This is a genomic window from Pseudomonadota bacterium, assembly GCA_036339585.1.
Taxonomy (GTDB): Bacteria; Pseudomonadota; Alphaproteobacteria; order UBA8366; family UBA8366; genus UBA8366.
Window position 1 is genome coordinate 18,006 of record JAYZAS010000011.1, and the last position, 17,264, is coordinate 35,269.

General features: G+C 44.3%; 16 protein-coding genes. 9 read left to right on the forward strand and 7 right to left on the reverse strand.

Going from position 1 to position 17,264, the window contains the following annotated elements; all coding sequences use genetic code 11:
- The first annotated feature begins 479 nt into the window (after positions 1-479).
- Together VX941_08255 and VX941_08260 are read left to right on the forward strand one after the other, a co-directional pair.
- Complete coding sequence (locus VX941_08255; GenBank protein MEE2933399.1) at positions 480-1,844, forward strand: peptidoglycan DD-metalloendopeptidase family protein; 1,365 nt, start codon at positions 480-482, stop codon at positions 1,842-1,844.
- Positions 1,828-2,415 carry a polymer-forming cytoskeletal protein gene (locus VX941_08260; protein MEE2933400.1) on the forward strand — a complete coding sequence of 196 codons (588 nt, stop codon included), beginning with the start codon at positions 1,828-1,830 and terminating at the stop codon, positions 2,413-2,415. The genes VX941_08255 and VX941_08260 overlap by 17 nt, the downstream gene beginning before the upstream one ends.
- A gap of 52 nt (positions 2,416-2,467) precedes the next feature.
- On the opposite strand, the gene VX941_08265 is transcribed toward VX941_08260, so the two are convergent.
- On the reverse strand, positions 2,468-3,316 hold the full coding sequence (locus tag VX941_08265; protein ID MEE2933401.1) for an alpha/beta hydrolase: 849 nt from the start codon (positions 3,314-3,316) through the stop codon (positions 2,468-2,470).
- Positions 3,316-5,556 (reverse strand): lytic transglycosylase domain-containing protein, encoded by a 2,241-nt coding sequence (locus tag VX941_08270; protein ID MEE2933402.1) that lies wholly within the window; start codon positions 5,554-5,556, stop codon positions 3,316-3,318. Before VX941_08270 ends, VX941_08265 begins: the two co-directional genes overlap by 1 nt.
- A 198-nt stretch (positions 5,557-5,754) precedes the next feature.
- Here VX941_08270 and dapA point away from each other — a divergent pair, with 198 nt between their 5' ends.
- The gene (gene dapA / locus VX941_08275; GenBank protein ID MEE2933403.1) at positions 5,755-6,630 is read left to right on the forward strand and encodes a 4-hydroxy-tetrahydrodipicolinate synthase; all 876 of its coding nucleotides are present in this window, start codon (positions 5,755-5,757) and stop codon (positions 6,628-6,630) included.
- Between the two features lie 17 nt (positions 6,631-6,647).
- Positions 6,648-7,115: an SsrA-binding protein SmpB gene (gene smpB / locus VX941_08280; GenBank protein MEE2933404.1), complete on the forward strand. Its 468-nt coding sequence runs from the start codon at positions 6,648-6,650 to the stop codon at positions 7,113-7,115.
- A gap of 128 nt (positions 7,116-7,243) precedes the next feature.
- Here the strand turns inward: smpB and gloB are convergent, their stop codons facing one another.
- Positions 7,244-8,011 (reverse strand): hydroxyacylglutathione hydrolase, encoded by a 768-nt coding sequence (gene gloB / locus VX941_08285; GenBank protein MEE2933405.1) that lies wholly within the window; start codon positions 8,009-8,011, stop codon positions 7,244-7,246.
- Positions 8,012-8,130: 119 nt separating this feature from the next.
- Here gloB and VX941_08290 point away from each other — a divergent pair, with 119 nt between their 5' ends.
- From VX941_08290 to VX941_08300, 3 genes are all read left to right on the forward strand, one after another.
- On the forward strand, positions 8,131-8,403 hold the full coding sequence (locus VX941_08290) for a DUF3144 domain-containing protein (protein ID MEE2933406.1): 273 nt from the start codon (positions 8,131-8,133) through the stop codon (positions 8,401-8,403).
- A gap of 173 nt (positions 8,404-8,576) precedes the next feature.
- Positions 8,577-10,325: a gamma-glutamyltransferase family protein gene (locus tag VX941_08295; protein MEE2933407.1), complete on the forward strand. Its 1,749-nt coding sequence runs from the start codon at positions 8,577-8,579 to the stop codon at positions 10,323-10,325.
- A gap of 37 nt (positions 10,326-10,362) precedes the next feature.
- On the forward strand, positions 10,363-10,773 hold the full coding sequence (locus VX941_08300; GenBank protein MEE2933408.1) for a DUF4174 domain-containing protein: 411 nt from the start codon (positions 10,363-10,365) through the stop codon (positions 10,771-10,773).
- Positions 10,774-10,781: 8 nt separating this feature from the next.
- Here VX941_08300 and VX941_08305 read toward each other — a convergent pair whose 3' ends face one another.
- The 3 genes from VX941_08305 to VX941_08315 all read right to left on the reverse strand — a co-directional run bounded on the left by VX941_08305 (position 10,782) and on the right by VX941_08315 (position 13,926).
- The gene (locus VX941_08305) at positions 10,782-12,128 is read right to left on the reverse strand and encodes an arylsulfatase (protein MEE2933409.1); all 1,347 of its coding nucleotides are present in this window, start codon (positions 12,126-12,128) and stop codon (positions 10,782-10,784) included.
- Positions 12,129-12,290: 162 nt separating this feature from the next.
- A complete protein-coding gene (locus tag VX941_08310) occupies positions 12,291-13,226 on the reverse strand; it encodes a nickel/cobalt transporter (GenBank protein MEE2933410.1) in 936 nt (311 codons plus the stop codon).
- A gap of 1 nt (position 13,227) precedes the next feature.
- Complete coding sequence (locus VX941_08315; GenBank protein ID MEE2933411.1) at positions 13,228-13,926, reverse strand: DUF1007 family protein; 699 nt, start codon at positions 13,924-13,926, stop codon at positions 13,228-13,230.
- A gap of 234 nt (positions 13,927-14,160) precedes the next feature.
- Between VX941_08315 and VX941_08320 the strand changes: the two genes are divergently transcribed.
- Entirely contained in the window at positions 14,161-15,660 is a 1,500-nt protein-coding gene (locus VX941_08320) for an FAD-binding protein (GenBank protein ID MEE2933412.1), read from the forward strand.
- A 27-nt stretch (positions 15,661-15,687) separates the two neighbouring features.
- The gene (locus VX941_08325; protein ID MEE2933413.1) at positions 15,688-16,317 is read left to right on the forward strand and encodes a glutathione S-transferase family protein; all 630 of its coding nucleotides are present in this window, start codon (positions 15,688-15,690) and stop codon (positions 16,315-16,317) included.
- Between the two features lie 67 nt (positions 16,318-16,384).
- On the opposite strand, the gene VX941_08330 is transcribed toward VX941_08325, so the two are convergent.
- Complete coding sequence (locus VX941_08330; GenBank protein MEE2933414.1) at positions 16,385-17,245, reverse strand: MaoC/PaaZ C-terminal domain-containing protein; 861 nt, start codon at positions 17,243-17,245, stop codon at positions 16,385-16,387.
- Positions 17,246-17,264: the final 19 nt, after the last annotated feature.

Genomic DNA, 17,264 nt, shown 5'->3' on the forward strand with positions numbered 1-17,264 from the left:
ACCAAATCGATTCTACATTGTGGGGTTGGCAGAAAGGTTTAAAAAAGCCAAATCAAGGTCATAAAATGACAGAAAAACAATAGTTTAAACCATATAGCGATAAGTTGCTTGTGTTACCCGTGTCGAGCCGATAACGTTAAGTAACGGTGGTAATCTTGGACAACGGGTAGCTATTCGTTGTTTAGTTTGTGTAAAGACAGTGCGTTTGTGCACACCTGAATTAAAGTGTTGATAAAAAAAGTATCAGACAGCATTGATGTTGTTACGGGTGGGGCAAAAAGATTTTTAAAAGGTCTGGTCTGGCGTTAGTGGTATAAAACGGGAATGCATCTGTGAAGCTACGTTTTCTTGCAACAATTTTTAGAGAACGCGAACTTATATTGCGTTCTCATGGCCGCGTTTACTTTCTACGACTGACATCTGGGCTTCAATTCTGCATAATCTCGCTCCTCTGCGGAGTGGTCTTATGGGGGGTAGGCATGACCATAGCTTCAATCGTGCAGAGTGGCGTCATAGGTATTAAGAATGATGAAATACGCGAAGCTCGTGTGGGATATGAGTATATGTTTCGCGAGGCTGAGACATCGCTGGCGCAATTGGAAGAAATAACAAGAGCTATAAGCAAAAATCAGATGTTACTTGCTGACAACTTGAAAAATGCTGAAAATACCAAGAAGCAAAAATTTATAAGAGCAAAGATCGGTGAACTAGAGGAAAAAGGCCGAGAAATAGAAATAACCAGGGCAAAGTTAAAAAAATCCCTTGATAATATAGCGTTTGAGTTCGGCATGGCTGAGGGGCAACGTTCCCAGATTATTGCTACTCGTGCGGCATTGCGAGGGCGAGTTGCTGACTTAAAAACTCAACTTGAAAAAAGTCAGCGTCTTAAAATGTCCCTTGACAAAGAAGTAGCATCACTCTCGACTGATCTTTCTAGGTCTCGTCTTAAGCATAAGCAGGAGCAGGATCGACGCGAAACTCTGGTTGGTGATGTAGCAAGATTAGAGGAAAATCTTGCAACGGCTCAACAGTATAAACGGGCCGCAGAAAAAGATCTAAAGTTGGTATTAGGTCAACTTGCAAAGGCAGCGGGTGATCCAACGAATACTGGCGTTAAAGAAAAACCTCTCCGCGATCAGACAGTTGCTCTACTAAATAGACTTTCGGTCCTGCATTCGGCTCACGAAAACGTTTTAGAGCAGTTATATGGTCGTGCTGCTGGTAATATCGAAGAGGCGGAAAAGTTAATTGAGATGACGGGGATCAAGGTTGACCATATTATAAAATACGTCAAGAATTCCACAAGTAATCAAGGTGGCCCATTGGTACCTGCTCCAGGCCCTGGGCAGCTGGCGGAGGGCTTGAGTGGTACGGTGATGAATGTTGATAGTAAGTTAGGCCGCTGGGTCGCATTACGGAAGGTTCTTGCCGTTATCCCACTAATGTCACCTTTGGATTTTTATCATCTCGCTAGTCCATTCGGCCTTAGGCTCGATCCAATAACGAAAAAACGTGCTATGCATTACGGGGTAGATTTAGCCGGTTGGAGGGGTGCTCCAGTCTACGGTACGGCGCCTGGTAAAGTTGTGTTTGCTGGGCGCAAAGGCCGGTATGGTAAAATGATAGAGATTGATCATGGTTTTGGTGTGAGAACACGTTACGCGCATTTATTGAAGATTTCGGTTAGGGCGGGCCAACAAACCATACACAGGCAGAAAATTGGAACAGTAGGAAGCACGGGTCGAAGTACAGGTCCGCATGTTCATTACGAGATACGGTTTGAGGGTAAACCTCTAAACCCTCGTAAATTTATTATGGCAGGTAGGTATGTTTTTAAAGGGTAGGGACAAGGGATCTACAGGTAAGCTAATGCCGCCAAGTGATAACAAAAATCGAACACTTTCGATCATAAGTGCGAATTTGAGGATTAACGGGAACGTGGTCACTGATGGTGTTATTCAGCTCGATGGTATTGTAGATGGTGATGTTATTTGCGATGATTTGACACTTGGAGAATCAGCAGTAATTAATGGCTCAATACAAGGCAGCAGTATTCGTATTTCCGGTACCGTAAACGGAGAAATAGCCGCCCGTAATGTAGAGATTACAAGTACTGCGAAGGTCACCGGCGACATTAGTCATACAAGTTTAATGATAGAAGCCGGAGCATTCGTCCAAGGGTTATGTCGTTACGTAGAAACAAATAACCCAAAAGAGAGTCCTAAACTTGTAAAAGGTCCCAAATCAAATTTGGTGGCTACTGAAAAAGATCGCTCGGCGTCCAAACCTTCATCCGCGAGAACAGGAAGTAAATCCACCGTTAGTGGTGCCTCTGACAAAGAGCAACAAGATAGCAAATCATCAACATCAAAAAATTCTTCAGGGAAAGCTGGTACAACCGGAAGAAAAGCCTGAAGTTTCAGATTTAGCCCGATTTAGAATAAGCGGGATCGTATTTTCTTCTGGGTCAAATCTCACTGAGAAAGAGATTTATTGCTTTTATAGATTGTGGTTCCCAAAGAGACGGGACATGCCCCGTTTTTGGTATCGTTACTGACAAAAAGTTCGGATGGAGTGTTGCCATACGTTCAAAACAATCAGGTAACAAGATGTCAGAATTTTCACCCCGAATTCCCAGCACCGGAATATCGCGTAGCGCGAGAAATAGAGGCCACAAATCAGGAATCTTTTCTGATTTGAGCAACGGTTTTACCAAGTTTACGTCCCAGTCAGGATAAAAAATGCCATTTTTGTCCACGCGATATGTGCCTTCAGCAGCTAATCGCCAGTCATCGTCACTTTGCAGAGAAAGACTAGGGAATTTAGATTTTAATTCAGTTATAGCTGCATCCCAATTAAGTGGCGAGGTCGCTGTCCCGATGTATTCTATAATGCGTTTACGTCCTGAATTAGCAAGCTCGGGGCCAATGTCATTTAGAATAACACCGCATAGAATACGTGGATAAGCGGCTGCCATTCCCATAGCCAGCAGTCCTCCGAGTGATGTCCCTATTATGATAACTTTATGAATTCCAGCAAGAGCCAGTAGATGCCGAATATCATTCAAGTACGTAGTCGGAATATAATTATGAGGGTCTGGGTCACGTGCGGATTTCCCTCGGCCCCTGTAATCAATGGCTAGAACTCTTCTCTCCTTGGATAACCGAGCTGCAGTCCGGTGAAAATCCTTGGAGTTTCGAGTAAGCCCCGGAAGGCATAGTACTGGTATCTTCTCCTGCTTTGGTGAACCGTAGTCCCGATAATAGATGCATAGGCCATCCTCAGCATGAAAGTAATTTTCGGTGAAGGTTATCATTATTTAAAAATTGAATAGTAGGAGTCGTTAGATTCTTCATCAGAGTTTTCCTCAAAGACTTCAGTCGAAGTTTCTCCCATTTTTTCTATACCTTGTTCCTTGCCCTTACGTGGCTTAGCCTTGTTGAAGCGGCGTATTTTATCCTCAAATAAAGTAGATATACCTTCGGAACTGGTAGGTGCAGCCAACACTGACATGTGTTCGTTTGAACTCGTCATAGATTCTTTAGTGTGAGGGGGGCTACCCCTTAGTTGGGTCATCTCAAATTTTCTCTCGCCGAGCGTTATTAAAATTTTTCTGCTCGACCCTTTATTTTGGTATACAGTTCGATTCTCCAAAACTCTTTGGACATAATTTCGCGTTTCCTTGTATGGGATTTTTTCAATCCAGTCGACTTTATCTAAGATTGAAGGCCCCGGACGACCTGAACGGCGAATCCACCTGTTTACAGCGCCAGGTCCGGCATTATAGGCGGCTAGTGCTAAAATTTCAGAACCGTTATAGCGCGTCAGCAATTGTTTGAGGTAATATTGTCCTAGACGAACATTGTAAGCTGGATCGCGTGTTAAGCGCGCTTTTGAGTAAGGCACACGCATCTTGCGAGCCACACGATACGCAGTACCAGGCATTAGTTGCATAAGCCCACGAGCCCCCGCGCGGCTGACTGCACCTTTGTAGAAAGCACTCTCTTGACGCACTAGGCCGTTTATCAAGGTTGGATCTAAATCGTTGTCTAAACGGGTTTTCAATTCCGGATACCCAACATCAATTAGGGGCACACCCTGACGAAGCGCATAACGCGCCGCGCGTATAGCGTAATCACCTCGTTCAGCAGCGTTAGCCAAGTCGCCAATCGCCACCCACAGGTCGGGATCCTTATTATTTCTGATAATGTAGTTTAAGAACTTCTTGACGAGTTTTTTCTCTCCAATTTGCGCGAGTAGCACCACAATCTGGGTGATTTCTTTGTCCCAAAACTTCGTAATTTTGTATTTATTTATTTTGGGTTGCCGAGGCAAATATAAACGTTCCTTTGGAGGAAGATGGATAGCCGCTAGCTGCCCATAAAATCTTGTACTATGAGTAGCCGCAACTCGATACCATTGAACTGCGATTGCTGCATTGCCCCCTGCATCAGCGGCACGCCCTGCCCAATATGCTGCCCGCGCCCTGCTGATAGGATAGCGCACCAACTTAAAAAGTTTTTTAAAGTGCTGAAATGCATCGACATGTCTTTTGAGAAAACGCAGGGCAATCCATCCAGCAAACCATTCTGCTTCTGCGCGCTCAGCATAACCAGTCTGGCCATGGTCACTGATAAGTTTATATGCCGTTTGAATTTTGCCATTCTGCAAAGCCCAACGAGCAATAAGACGTCTCTCAAGCCCCCATTTAGCTGGTCGCGTAAGATTATCCGTTGGTGCAGTCTTCAGGAGGTCGTATGCTGTTTTCATCAGACCATTTCGCCTGCGCCATCTCACGCGATCGTAGATGAGACCAGGATCATTCCTAAAAATTGGTTGCACTTTCCCGACAGAATAGTCAACGCCAGGGCCCCGTCTTATGAGTTGGATTCGTGCTTGCCCAAGGTATTGCCGCTCACGGTCGACGAACCTCAATTGTCGCCTTGCAGCATAGACATTGTCATCCCACAGCAGGCGGTCAAGGCGTGCCGCATGATTTGAAATAGATAAATATTTGCGGTATTTTCTAAGAAAAGACAGTGCTTCCCTGCGGCCAAAATTTTTATGTATCCAAGCTTCTTGTAACTGCGATTTTCCAGTTTTTCTCTGGCCGTTATCCATTAGAGCTTGTGCTTTTCGAGCAGCTGCTACCCCTGAAATAGGAGGGTGTTTATCAAACCAAGAAAGAATTGCTGTTGGCGATAAATCTTTCGGAAAAACTTCTTCTGCCCGACGGATTAAATATCGACGTTGCGGCCATGAGGAATTTTTTTCCAAGAAAGAAGCAATATCAGCAAAAGTGGCGCCTGTCTTAGGTTCTTTGAGATACATCCAACGTATTGCCTTAGCTGGCAGCGTATTTTCAGCAACTTCAGCAAACCTCATTGCCCTATTAAACTGGCGACGATGAGCAGCTTTGAAGGCTTTTTTGTAAAGCTTGACGTCATTTTCGCTTAAAAATATTGATTTTGCTGCAGGCTCCCCAAAAGGCTGTAGCCCCGCACATAAAAGCAAGAGTAAAAAAAGGTGAAGGAAGCGCTCAAGTATATTGCGCAAAACTTAAGTCTCACTGGTTGAGGGTCTATTGACTTGCCTTATAATATTGACTGCTTTGCATTTAGCAACATGAACAAAAGTGGATAATTACTTTTTTTTAAAAGGTAGTAAAATATCGGAATACTTGCTGTTGGCCCAAATACGGCGTTAATGTAATTTCTTAGTTGGTTTAATAGCTTATAAGGTGGCCGTTTAGCGATGTTTAAAGGATCGATGACTGCGTTAATCACGCCCTTCCGTGATGGTAAGGTTGACGAAAAAGCATTCCAGAGTTTTGTTGAGTGGCAGATAGAGCAGGGCACGCATGCCCTCGTTCCAGTTGGCACCACCGGCGAGTCGCCAACGCTTAGCCACAGTGAGCACAAGCGGGTAGTCGAGTTATGCATAGAGGCCACCGCTGGAAGAGTTCCGGTAATTGCGGGGGCAGGTTCTAATTCCACTGAGGAAGCTATCGCTTTTACCAGGCATGCAGAAACTTCTGGTGCGGATGGAGCATTAAGTGTATGCCCCTATTACAATAAACCATCGCAGGAGGGAATGTACCTGCATTTTAAAGCTGTAGCGGAGTCAGCTAATATACCTATCTTGATTTATAACATTCCCGGCAGATCGGTGGCAGATTTGTCTATTGAAACCATGGCCAAGTTAGCAAATATCCAGAATATCGTCGGCGTGAAGGACGCTACCGCCGACTTGTCCAGACCTTTAGCAAGCAGACTAGCAATTGGGGATGAGTTCCTCCAGATATCTGGCGAGGATGCTACTATTGCTGCATTTCTGGCTCAGGGTGGGCACGGGTGTATTTCAGTAACATCAAATGTTGCACCAAAAGCATGCGCGGATTTGCATAATGCTTGGCAAGAAGGTGATATGGAAAGGTTTAAGACCTTACGAGATCTATTGATGCCTCTTCATGAGGCAATTTTTTGTGAGCCGAGCCCGGCACCAGCTAAATATGGGGTTCACCTTTTGAGGGATCTGTCGTATGATGTTCGGCTTCCCTTGATATCCTTGACAGAAACTGGTCAGGCAAGAATGCGTGATGCAATGGTCAAAGTAGGCGTAATAAATTAGTAGTTGTATCATTTAAAATGACAAAAAAACCGAGGGTACGGCAGGCTGAGATTAAAAATCGAAAAGCACGCTTTGATTATTTTATAAATGAGACGCTTGAGGCGGGCTTGGTGTTGGTTGGCAGTGAGGTAAAATCATTGCGCGCTGGTAAAGCAAGTCTTGCCCGGGCCTTTGCAGGACCAAAAGGTGGGGAACTTTATCTACAGAATTGTAATATTGATGATTACACAGAAGCAAACCGTTTTGGGCATGAACCGCGCAGGGCGCGTAAATTATTGGTTCATAAGCGTGAGCGTAATCGTTTGATGGGGGCCGTTCAACGCGAGGGTTATTCTTTGATCCCCATGAAGCTTTATTTCAACGAACGGGGAATAGCTAAAGTTCAACTTGGGCTGGGAAAAGGAAAAAAGAAATACGATAAACGGCAGGTGCAGAAAGAGCGAGACTGGAACCGTCAGAAATCGCGCTTATTGCGAAACGGTTGAGCACAAATTTCTCGCGCGTGGGCTCAGATGCAGTTGCTAAAGTTGAGAAGCAGTTCACAGACAGTATTTATCATTACTCAGGTTCATATTTCTTTTGATAGGTAGACTTTTTGTATATCGCCTGCTGTCTAAAAATTATCCTTAAGCCTGCGGATTTCTGAAAAAACCGTTAATGCATCGGCTCCCTGCAATCCTATGGTGGTTTGGATGTTTTCACTTGCAGGCCGCACAAATGGGTTAGTGGCACGTTCTAACCCAATTGTGGTCGGTACGGTTGGTAGGTTATTTGCTCGTAACGTATTGATCTCATCACTTCGAGCCTTGAGTCGTTCATTGGCAGGCTCAATGGTCAAAGCAAATTTTGCATTAGCTTGCGTGTATTCATGTCCGCAGTAAACAGAAGTTTCATTGGGAAGTGTCATAAGCTTCTGTAAGCTTGCCCACATCATGGATGGAGTCCCTTCAAATAAACGCCCGCATCCCAGAGCGAAAAGAGTGTCTCCTACAAACGCGATCCCCTCGGTTGCAAAGTAAAACGCGATGTGTCCCGAGGTGTGGCCAGGTACTTCAAGTACTTTCGCCTTTATAGCTCCAAATAAAAATTCTTCATCATTGGCTACTTGGATATCTATTCCTGGTATACGTTCGGCATCATTAGTGGCCCCGATAATCGTGCACGCCCATTGCTCTTTTAGTTGTAAATTAGCTTCGGTGTGATCTACATGATGGTGGGTGTTCAAGATATGGGAAAGTTGCCACCCTTTCTCAGCTAGGCCGGCGTTGATCGCATTTCCATCAGGTGTATCAATCGATGCAGTCAAACCTGTAGCCGGGTCATGAGCGAGGAAGCCATAATTGTCTGATCGACAGGGGAATTGATGGATTTGGAGTGGCATTTTTTGGCCCTTTAATTAGCGGTTGTTAGATATCAGAGTAATTTTTTAATTCCGGAAATGCTATAGTAATTATTCAACCGCATTTGTACATCCACACATGTTCGCAGAGGGAGGAAAACGTGAAAGATAGCGCAGATATTGTAAATGCAGATATTGAGATTGCAGATGGATTTATTCATTTAGCGAACGAAAAGTTAGAAGCTGGTTTTGATCCTTTTAAAGTAAGCGCGGCAATGGTGCATGCAGCAGCTAATTTTAGTGCTTTTGCATATGCAAATGGAAATAAGGGACCATTAGATGATAAGCGATTAATACAAGAATTTCACCAATTGCTTTTAGGATATGATGACCACCATCGAAAACGACTTAAAAAGGAAAATGACAAAGTATAAAGTAAAGGTAGGGTGTCGGTTGTTATCTAAAAATTTTAGCAATTTCTATAGGGAATTTTATGAAGAAAATTGACATTGAGCGTATTTTTAGGGCGAGCGGTACTGCTCCAACAGCAGCACTCGATGGCGAAGCTCCTTTTTCGACACGACCAGAACTGATCGGGACTTTTGGTATGGTGGCCTCTAGTCATTGGCTGGCCACAGCATCGGGTATGTCAATCCTAGAGAAAGGAGGCAATGCATTTGATGCTGCTGTGGCTACAACATTTGCGTTGCAGGTTGTGGAGCCGTCAATGTGTGGGGTGGGTGGCGAGGCGCCAATGATATTTTGTGATGCAAAGACTAATAATATTCATGTGATAAGTGGGCAGGGGACAGCCCCTGCGTCGGCAAATATTAAAGCTTATCGAGACATTGGTCTCGAGATTGTGCCGGGCTCAGGTCTGCTCCCAGCAGTAGTGCCCGGTGCTTTTGATGGCCTAATGAAGCTGCTCCGCGATTGGGGTACGATGACTTTACCCGAAATCTTAGCGCCTGCCATAGGGTATGCCCGAAAAGGTTATCCTATGTCTGGACGAGTTTGTTCCACAATTGCAGGCTTAACAGAACTTTTCAATGAGCACTGGCCGACTTCCGCTTCTATCTATCTGTCCAATGGGGAAGCTCCTAAACCATGGGTGCTCTTCAAAAATCTTCCGCTTGCTGAATTTTTTATTCGCATTGTTGCTGAGTATGAGGGGGCTCGCGGTGATAGGGAGAGCAAAATTGAAAGTGCGCGTAACGCGTTCTACAAAGGGTTTGTTGCAGATGCAATTGGTCGTTTCGTAGCTGAGAATAAATTCCTCGACACAACAGGTGAGTGCCATGGTGGGTTTTTGACTGCACAGGATTTAGCAAGTTTTGAAACCTCTCTTGAAGTCCCACTAAGCATCGACTACGGCGAGTATTCTGTTTTTAAAATGGGTTCATGGAGCCAAGGACCAACATTTTTGCAACAGCTTGAGATGTTGAAAAACTTTGATGTTAAATCGATGGATCCTGATGGACCTGATTTTGTGCACACCATTGCAGAAACAACTAAATTGGCCTTCGCTGACCGAGAAAAGTTTTATGGTGATCCAAAATTTGTGGATGTGCCAATTGAAATACTCCTTTCGGAAGAATATGGACGACAACGCTCAAGCCTTATTACTGAACAATCATCGGGCGAAATTAGGCCGGGGAGAATAGATGGATATGGTGGTCCTGTTATATATGGGTTAGGTGATGGGAGTCGCGTAAGCGTGGGAGATGACGGGGTAATAACGAAGGTAGCAACGGCGAGTGGCTCAACTATTGCTTCTGGTGACACAGTCCATCTAGATATTGCTGACAAAGAAGGAAATATGATTTCGATAACTCCTTCAGGGGGGTGGCTTCGTAGTTCTCCTGTGATCCCAGAACTTGGGTTTCAACTTTCTAATCGCGGACAGATTTTTACCTTGGATGAAGGTTCTCCTGGTGCTATTGAGCCAGGGAAACGCCCACGCACTACCCTAAGTCCGGGGTTTGTAAATCGTGCGGGTAAACCTTATATGGCTTTCGGTACGCCAGGTGCCGATCGGCAAGACCAGTGGGCCTTGCAATTTTTTTTACGTCACGTAGACCACGGTCAAAATATACAGCAGGCCATAGATGGACCCACATTTAATACAGATCATTTCCCTGGGTCTTTCTTTCCAAAACAGGCAAAACTTAGGTCATTGTCCCTTGAAGGTAGATTCTCACGTGAGACTATCTCGGAGTTGGAACGCCGTGGTCACATTGTTGAAGTTGGAGAAGATTGGTGCCAGGGTAGGATGACAGCGGTGGCTAAGGAGGGTTGTTATTTGAAAGCGGGTGCAAGCGCCCGTTATATGCAGACCTATGCTGCTGGGCGTTAAAAAAAACCTTTTAAGATTAGGACTATTAGCGGGCATCATGAATTCGATGTTATTACCTACTAGTGCTTTTGGATCAGCCCTTCAGAAATTTTGGTGGGAAAGCAGATTAATAATATTATTTTCGCCATCTACCCTTAACAGTAATTTTAACACCCAAAAACGAGACGTTGAGTCATCTATTGGCGGTATGCTTGAACGGCAGATGCTCATCGTAAAAGTGGTCGGTCAGCGTCCTGTAAAGGTCAATGGCGTCATCGACACAACCCTTAACGGATCAAAGTTGCGTTCAGAATATAGGGTTCTGAAAAAACAGTTTTCAGTTGTTCTTATTGGCAAAGACGGAGATGAAAAAGGTAGGTGGTTGAAGCCGGTGAAGTTAGAAAAAATATTCGATCTTGTTGATCAAATGCCGATGCGTATAAATGAAATTTACGAGCAAGGTGGTTAAATAAACTATTAGCCAGGCGGCGTGTAGGGGTCAGCAGCTCCAGGTGGAATTGGAGGATGCTCTTTTAAACTCAGACGAAATTCGTGGCGCATTTTCATTACAACGTTACGAACCCAATTCGCCTTCATCATCACGTTGGTTTGCTCTTTTGGGTCCCAGATTAGATTGAAGAGGTATGGGGCTTCAAGGTGGTAGGGTCCCTCATATACTTCTGGTTCCCAAATAAAATGCATTTTCCAATGTTTCCACTTGATGGCTCGCATTTCATCCTTGATGTAAAATAGAAATCCTTCCCGATTTGATTTTTCTTGCTTTCCAAAGAAAAAATCTAGCTGACAAACGCCATCTATAGGGCGATCATCGGGCACCGAACAGCCGGCTAGATTCAACAGTGAGGTGTAAAGATCGACGATGTGAATAATCTCATCTGTAACGACACTCTCTTTGATGTGACCAGGCCACCTCATCATGAAAGGGACCCTTAGGCTACCTTCCATAGCTGTGTGGTAGGTTCCGCGCCAATATCCAGCAGTGCCACGCCATGGTTCGCGAAACTCAGGCCCATTGTCCGAGCCAAAGATCAGTAAAGTATTATCTCGAATACCCAAGTCTTCTATTGCGTCAACAATCAAACCAACATTGTGGTCCATCTCGGCTAAGCTGTCTGAGAATTCGCCGTGCCCAGTTTTTCCGATATGGTCTGGGTGTGCCAAGCTTGGAAAATGCATTTGTGTAATTGGTAAATAACAAAAAAATGGCACACTTGCATCATGTTTCGCTTTCATAAATTCTATGCTCTTATTAACGCATTCACGGTCAATAGTGCGCCGTGTGTCTTCATCTAAAATTTTAACCTTTTGTGCTTCTCCTCCAGCAACCGCTTCCCATATATAAGGGGTATCCACAGGCGCATCTTCCCAATATGGAGAGGTTGTAAACATCGCTTCATTCATGGTTCTAGGAATGCCATAATATTTTTCAAAGCCGCGGTCATGGGGAAGCCGCCCTGGTTGATCTCCTAGGTGCCACTTCCCAAAGTGACAACAAGAATAACCAGCTTCAGAAAGCAGTTCTGGTAGCAATCGCTCGTAACGCGTGAGACCTTGAGGTAGATTTGCAGGTACTGATTGAAAAGCACCGGTTCGGATCGGGTGTCGACCTGTCATAAGCGCTGACCGTGTGGGAACGCAATCACTCTCTACGTTGAAGTTATTAAACTTGATTCCCTCGGTTGCAAGGCAGTCTATTCGTGGTGTTTTAGCTCCTCGGAGCTCCCCGCCCCCGTAGCATCCAAGTTCACCCCACCCTAAATTATCTGCCAGAATTAAAACTATATTTGGCTTTTTAGTTGCCATTATCACGCTCCCCAACTTGTACAACTTAAGCTAACAGCTTCAGTGCTAAACGAGTTTGCTGGGAAGAACAACCTGTGATTTCATGGAGATATTTTTTTAACCTTGGAGAGGTGACTGAAGCGATTTAATAAGAAATCTCTTTTTGAATACTTTCCTTTTCTTTTACAGAATCGGGTGGTCACTTATTCCTCTTGTAGTTAGAAACAACGCCACTCCAAACAAGAAAATTAAAAGGCCACCTAGTATCGCTGCTCCATTAAAAAAGTGGATTATACCAATATTGCCTGCTGGCATACTTTTCAGCAATTCTTCCGCAGTAGCGCGTGCATAAACCGCCAAAGCTGCAAGGGTTGAGACGGTGATGGCCGTTCCAAAAGAAATTGCGAATACCGAAACGATTCCAGCGACTTTTAATTTAAAAATGGTCGCAAAAATCAGGACCAGCACTGAGCCAGTACAGGGTCGAATGCCGATTGATAACACCATGCTTAGAAAATTAACGATCGGAATCCTATCATTTGATATATCATGTTCGGGTAGATGGGAATGATCACAATGCTCATGATTGTGGTGTTTGTGCAAAAGCCTTTTGAATGCTGCCAACATAAATATCAAGCCAATTATGGCAATCAGAACGTAACTAACCCGTTCAAGAGTTTGGGCGGTGCTATTAGCTTCTGCCAATGTCAGTTTGAGTAATCGCACGGTTATTTCGACCGTGATAATCGCAGTTAAACCCTGCAATGCAGCGCTTATAAAAGACAAGGCTATTCCTTTTTTTAGTTTGGTTTTATGTGTCGCAAGGTAGGTAGCGATGATCAGTTTGCCATGCCCAGGGCCCGCTGCATGAAATACGCCGTATACGAAGCTCAGGCCTACAAGTGACCAAAATGCACCAGCACTTTGCTCCTGCGTTATGCGAACGGCGCTAGCAAGGCTTTGATGCAATTCACGTTGCCATAAACGAATTTCACTGATGATCGATCTAAGACTGGTAAAATATTGAGGCATCTCTATCATAAACAGGAAAAAGAAACCCGTCATGAGAGTTAAAAGAAATACTGTTAAATAGAAAGTGCGCGCTTTTATCAGTTTCATTTTACTTACATTGAAGCACTATTTTTTCCGCAAATAGCTTGCCAAGTTTATTCCCGCCACTTTGCGTTTTATCTAAAGAGGCTGCAAAGGTTCGGATTTCCTCATCTGGATTAGCTCTTATGAGGTTGCCGACGCAACTGTCGCCTTTAATCCCCACTAATTCGAACGCCGGCTGTTTTTCGGCATGAAGTATTTCTATGTAATAAGTCGGGTCGTAAACCGAATAAACGAACTTTTGATTTTTTGGATCAATTGGCTGAGAGAAATTGAGTGTCATTTTGCTCCAAAAACGGTCCTTATTTTTACCGGTTTTTAGAGTTCCTGAAGTACCAGGCCTGTTATGTGAAGGTTTTATGCGTTTGCCATCTACAGTGACTTCGGTGAAATAATTATGTTTTTTGAGCCTATTCAACATTCCTTCAGTGAACTTTGAGTGTGCATTTTTTGCACCTTTTTTCTGTATATTTTCTACAGTAAGAGTTAAGAATGCTGAATAAATAGGATCAAAAAGCCAATAAATCTCAAGTGCTTGGATATAACCATCTTTATTAAAAAGTACTTTAGTCTTCATATCAATCCAAACGTGTGGATGAGCTTGTCCGTTTGAAGGAATTGCAAAGAAGACAAAAAAAGCGAATAGCGCCGAAAGACAACGAATTTTCATAGGTTTTAAATAACCTGTAATACATTGCGCTTCCATGTGAATTTTCAAAATCTATAAACTTTTTTAGAATGTGTAATGGAGCAATATCAAAATGTTTTACACAAAAAATATCTGCATTCTGATACTGATAGCTTTTATCGATTTAAGAACACAACATCGGACTTCTATGTACCCTTAAGTCGTTATGTATTAATTTTTAGTGAGATGGACTGGCATCAGTCTAGAGAACCCGAACGACCATGGTAACACCACCAGAAGAGGTTGAATTCAATGGCAAACCCGTTAGACATTCCTAAAGTATGGGACTTTGTTACTGACGTAGTTGTAATCGGTTTTGGCGGTGCGGGATTTGCGGTTTCCGTGACGGCGCATGACCTTGGATCAGACGTTATTTTACTTGAGAAGGCCCCAGAGGGTGCGGCGGGTGGCAATACTCGTGTAGCTGCACAGGGTTATCTGAGCCTCGAAGGAGAGGAAGACGCAATCGATTATCTGACGGCCCTTTGCGGCCATTACAAGGTTCCAAATGAGATGATACGCGTTTGGGCTCAAGAAATGTGTAAGAATAAGGAATGGCTAACCAGCCTTGGCGGCAATCCGCAAGAGCATCAGCATCCTCCCGCCGGTATTGAGTTTCCTCATTTGCGTGGTTCTCGATGTGTCCATAAATTTCATGAGGGTGACACTTACGGTTATGGAAAGACTTGGGAGCTCTTCGAGCGCCTGACTAAAGACAGGGCAAAAAAAAGCGAACGGCCGCTGCGTATTTTTTATGAAACTCCGGGCAGAGGTCTTGTTCAATCAAAAGAAACAGGAGAGATAATTGGTGTGCGCGCTGAACGGAACGGGCTCCCAATTACAATCAAAGCTCGTAAAGGGGTTGTTTTGACATGCGGGGGATTTGAGAATAATCAGGAGATGATACGCGATTATTTGCCTGGCATGCCGTATTGCTATACGACGGGGTCTCCCTATAACGAAGGCGACGGTATTACAATGGGTCTTGAGGTTGGGGCGGACCTTTGGCACATGAATAATTTCGCTGGACCGGCTTTGCAACTAAAAGCGGATGGTCATCCGACAACTTTCTCGATGCGGGCCCTACATTTCTCCAAAGAAATGCAGGGAGGTATGATTGTGGTTGGCGCTGATGGAAAACGTTTCATTGATGAGAAATACAAAACTTGTCACGGAAAAATTCCCCGGAACGGAACTTATCAGCCGCTCCCAACTCCGTGCCCAGTTCATATGATATTTGATCATGAATTATTTTGCGCGGGGCCACTCTATGACATGCACCCAAGGAGCGGATGGACAACGGTGATGGGGCGTTACGACTGGTCAGATAATAACGTAAAAGAACTCAAAAATGGGTGGATAAAAAGAGCGGACTGTTTTGAAGATTTAGCAAATGATATCTCACTTAATCCCCAGGTTTTGAAATCAACAGTCCAACATTGGAATGCAATGATGCGAGATGGATGCGACAGGGACTTTGGCCGAAAGTTAATGCTAAAGCCTCTTGGTGCAGCCCCATTCTACTCCGTAGAACTCTCTCCTACTATGCTAAATACACAAGGAGGACCGCGACGCAATGAAAACGCTGAAATAGTTAGGCCCGATGGCAGCCCAATAGGACGTCTCTATAGCTCCGGGGAATTAGGCTCAATCTATAGTAATTTATATCAGGGAGCCGGCAATATTGGCGAATGCCTTGCCTTTGGGCGCATAGCAGGACGTAACGTTGCCATGCTGTCTCCCTGGGAATGAATTTTTTAATCGGTAAAAGGAAGAAAAATGAAACTTATTGGTCTTTATCGGTCGCCATATGTACGCCGAGTTGCAGTCAGTCTTAACGTTTTAGAGATAGAATATGTCAATGAGTCTGTAACTCCATTTGAGTCTCCGGAGGCGGTAAGTAGATATAATCCCTTAAATCGAATTCCGACGCTGATACTCGATGACGGCGGTGTGCTTGTCGAGAGTTATGCAATACTTGATACGCTCGATGATATGAGCCCTCCCGAGAAGCGCTTAGTGCCATCAACCGGAGATACTCGTATGCATGTAATGCAATTGTCTGCAATCGCCACAGGTACAATGGACAAAGCAGTTTGGGCTGTCTATGAGGGACGTTTTCATCCGAAGGATAAATATCATAAGCCATGGGTAGAACATAATGATGCGCAAGCGGACAGTGGTTTGGCTTATCTAAATGAGGCTGTGTTGAAAGCAGATTGTATTGAAAATGGGTGGTTGGGCAGCACTGACCGCATCAGTCAAGCAGATATAAGCGCATCTATTGCTTATAGTTTTACTGCGATGGCCCGACCTAAGCTCGGTGTCGCAGATAAATACCCGGCTCTTGATGCATTTGCAGGCCGTATGGAGGCCCAAAAAGCATTTTCGTCAGTATCGCCACAGTAACAATATCGTTGAAAGATGTATCAAGTAACTTTTGAGGGCATACCTACACAGCTAAAGCACGCGCAGATCATTTTATGGTCGCTTTTCCGTTATTCAAAACGATCACATCATCTCGGTCTGGAACGGTAGCGCAAAATAATATCGTTTTACCTTGGATCCAAATTTTTGTGCGGATTGTTTCACCTGGGAAAACCGGCGCGGAGAATCGTCCTTCCATGCTTAGGAAGTTTTGTGGATCATATGCGCAAGTGGTCTTTACAAGAGCATGACATACAACCCCAAATGTCAATAAACCATGAGATATAGGTCGACTAAAGCCAGCACTCCTTGCAGTATCCGGATCGGCATGCAATGGGTTGTAGTCGCCACTTAAGCGATAAATCAATGCTGATTGAGCCAAAGTAGGTAAATCACAAATATAATCAGGTTTATCTGACGGAATTGCCTGCGGGACTTCAATTGGTCCTGTGGGGCCCCCAAACCCACCGTCAGCTCGGCAATAGGTTGAGGCGCGGATGGTACAGATTAATTCATCATCCTCAGCGTGGATTACATCTCGGATGCTCGAAATAAGTGCGCCGCGCCCTTTGCCTTTATCAATAATCGCATCAACCCTAGCCTGCCCGATAAATGTTCCTTCCGTCGGGATTGGCTTATGGATAGTGAATGAATTGCCTGCATTAACTAATTTTAGGTAGTCAACGCCAGTATCGGGGTTTCTTAACCAATTGCCAGGATATCCTAGTACTGACGCCATGCTAGGTAAGGCAACAAGGTCTTTTTCATAAACAAAGCGTAACTCATTTTCGTCTGTTGGATTTGCACCAATGCCGACACCAAGTGCATAAAGAATAAGGTCCTTTGATGTAATTTTTTGACGAGTTTCGTCAAATTGCCAGTTTATCAATTTTTCGTAGTTTATAGCCATATTAGTAATCCATTTTTCG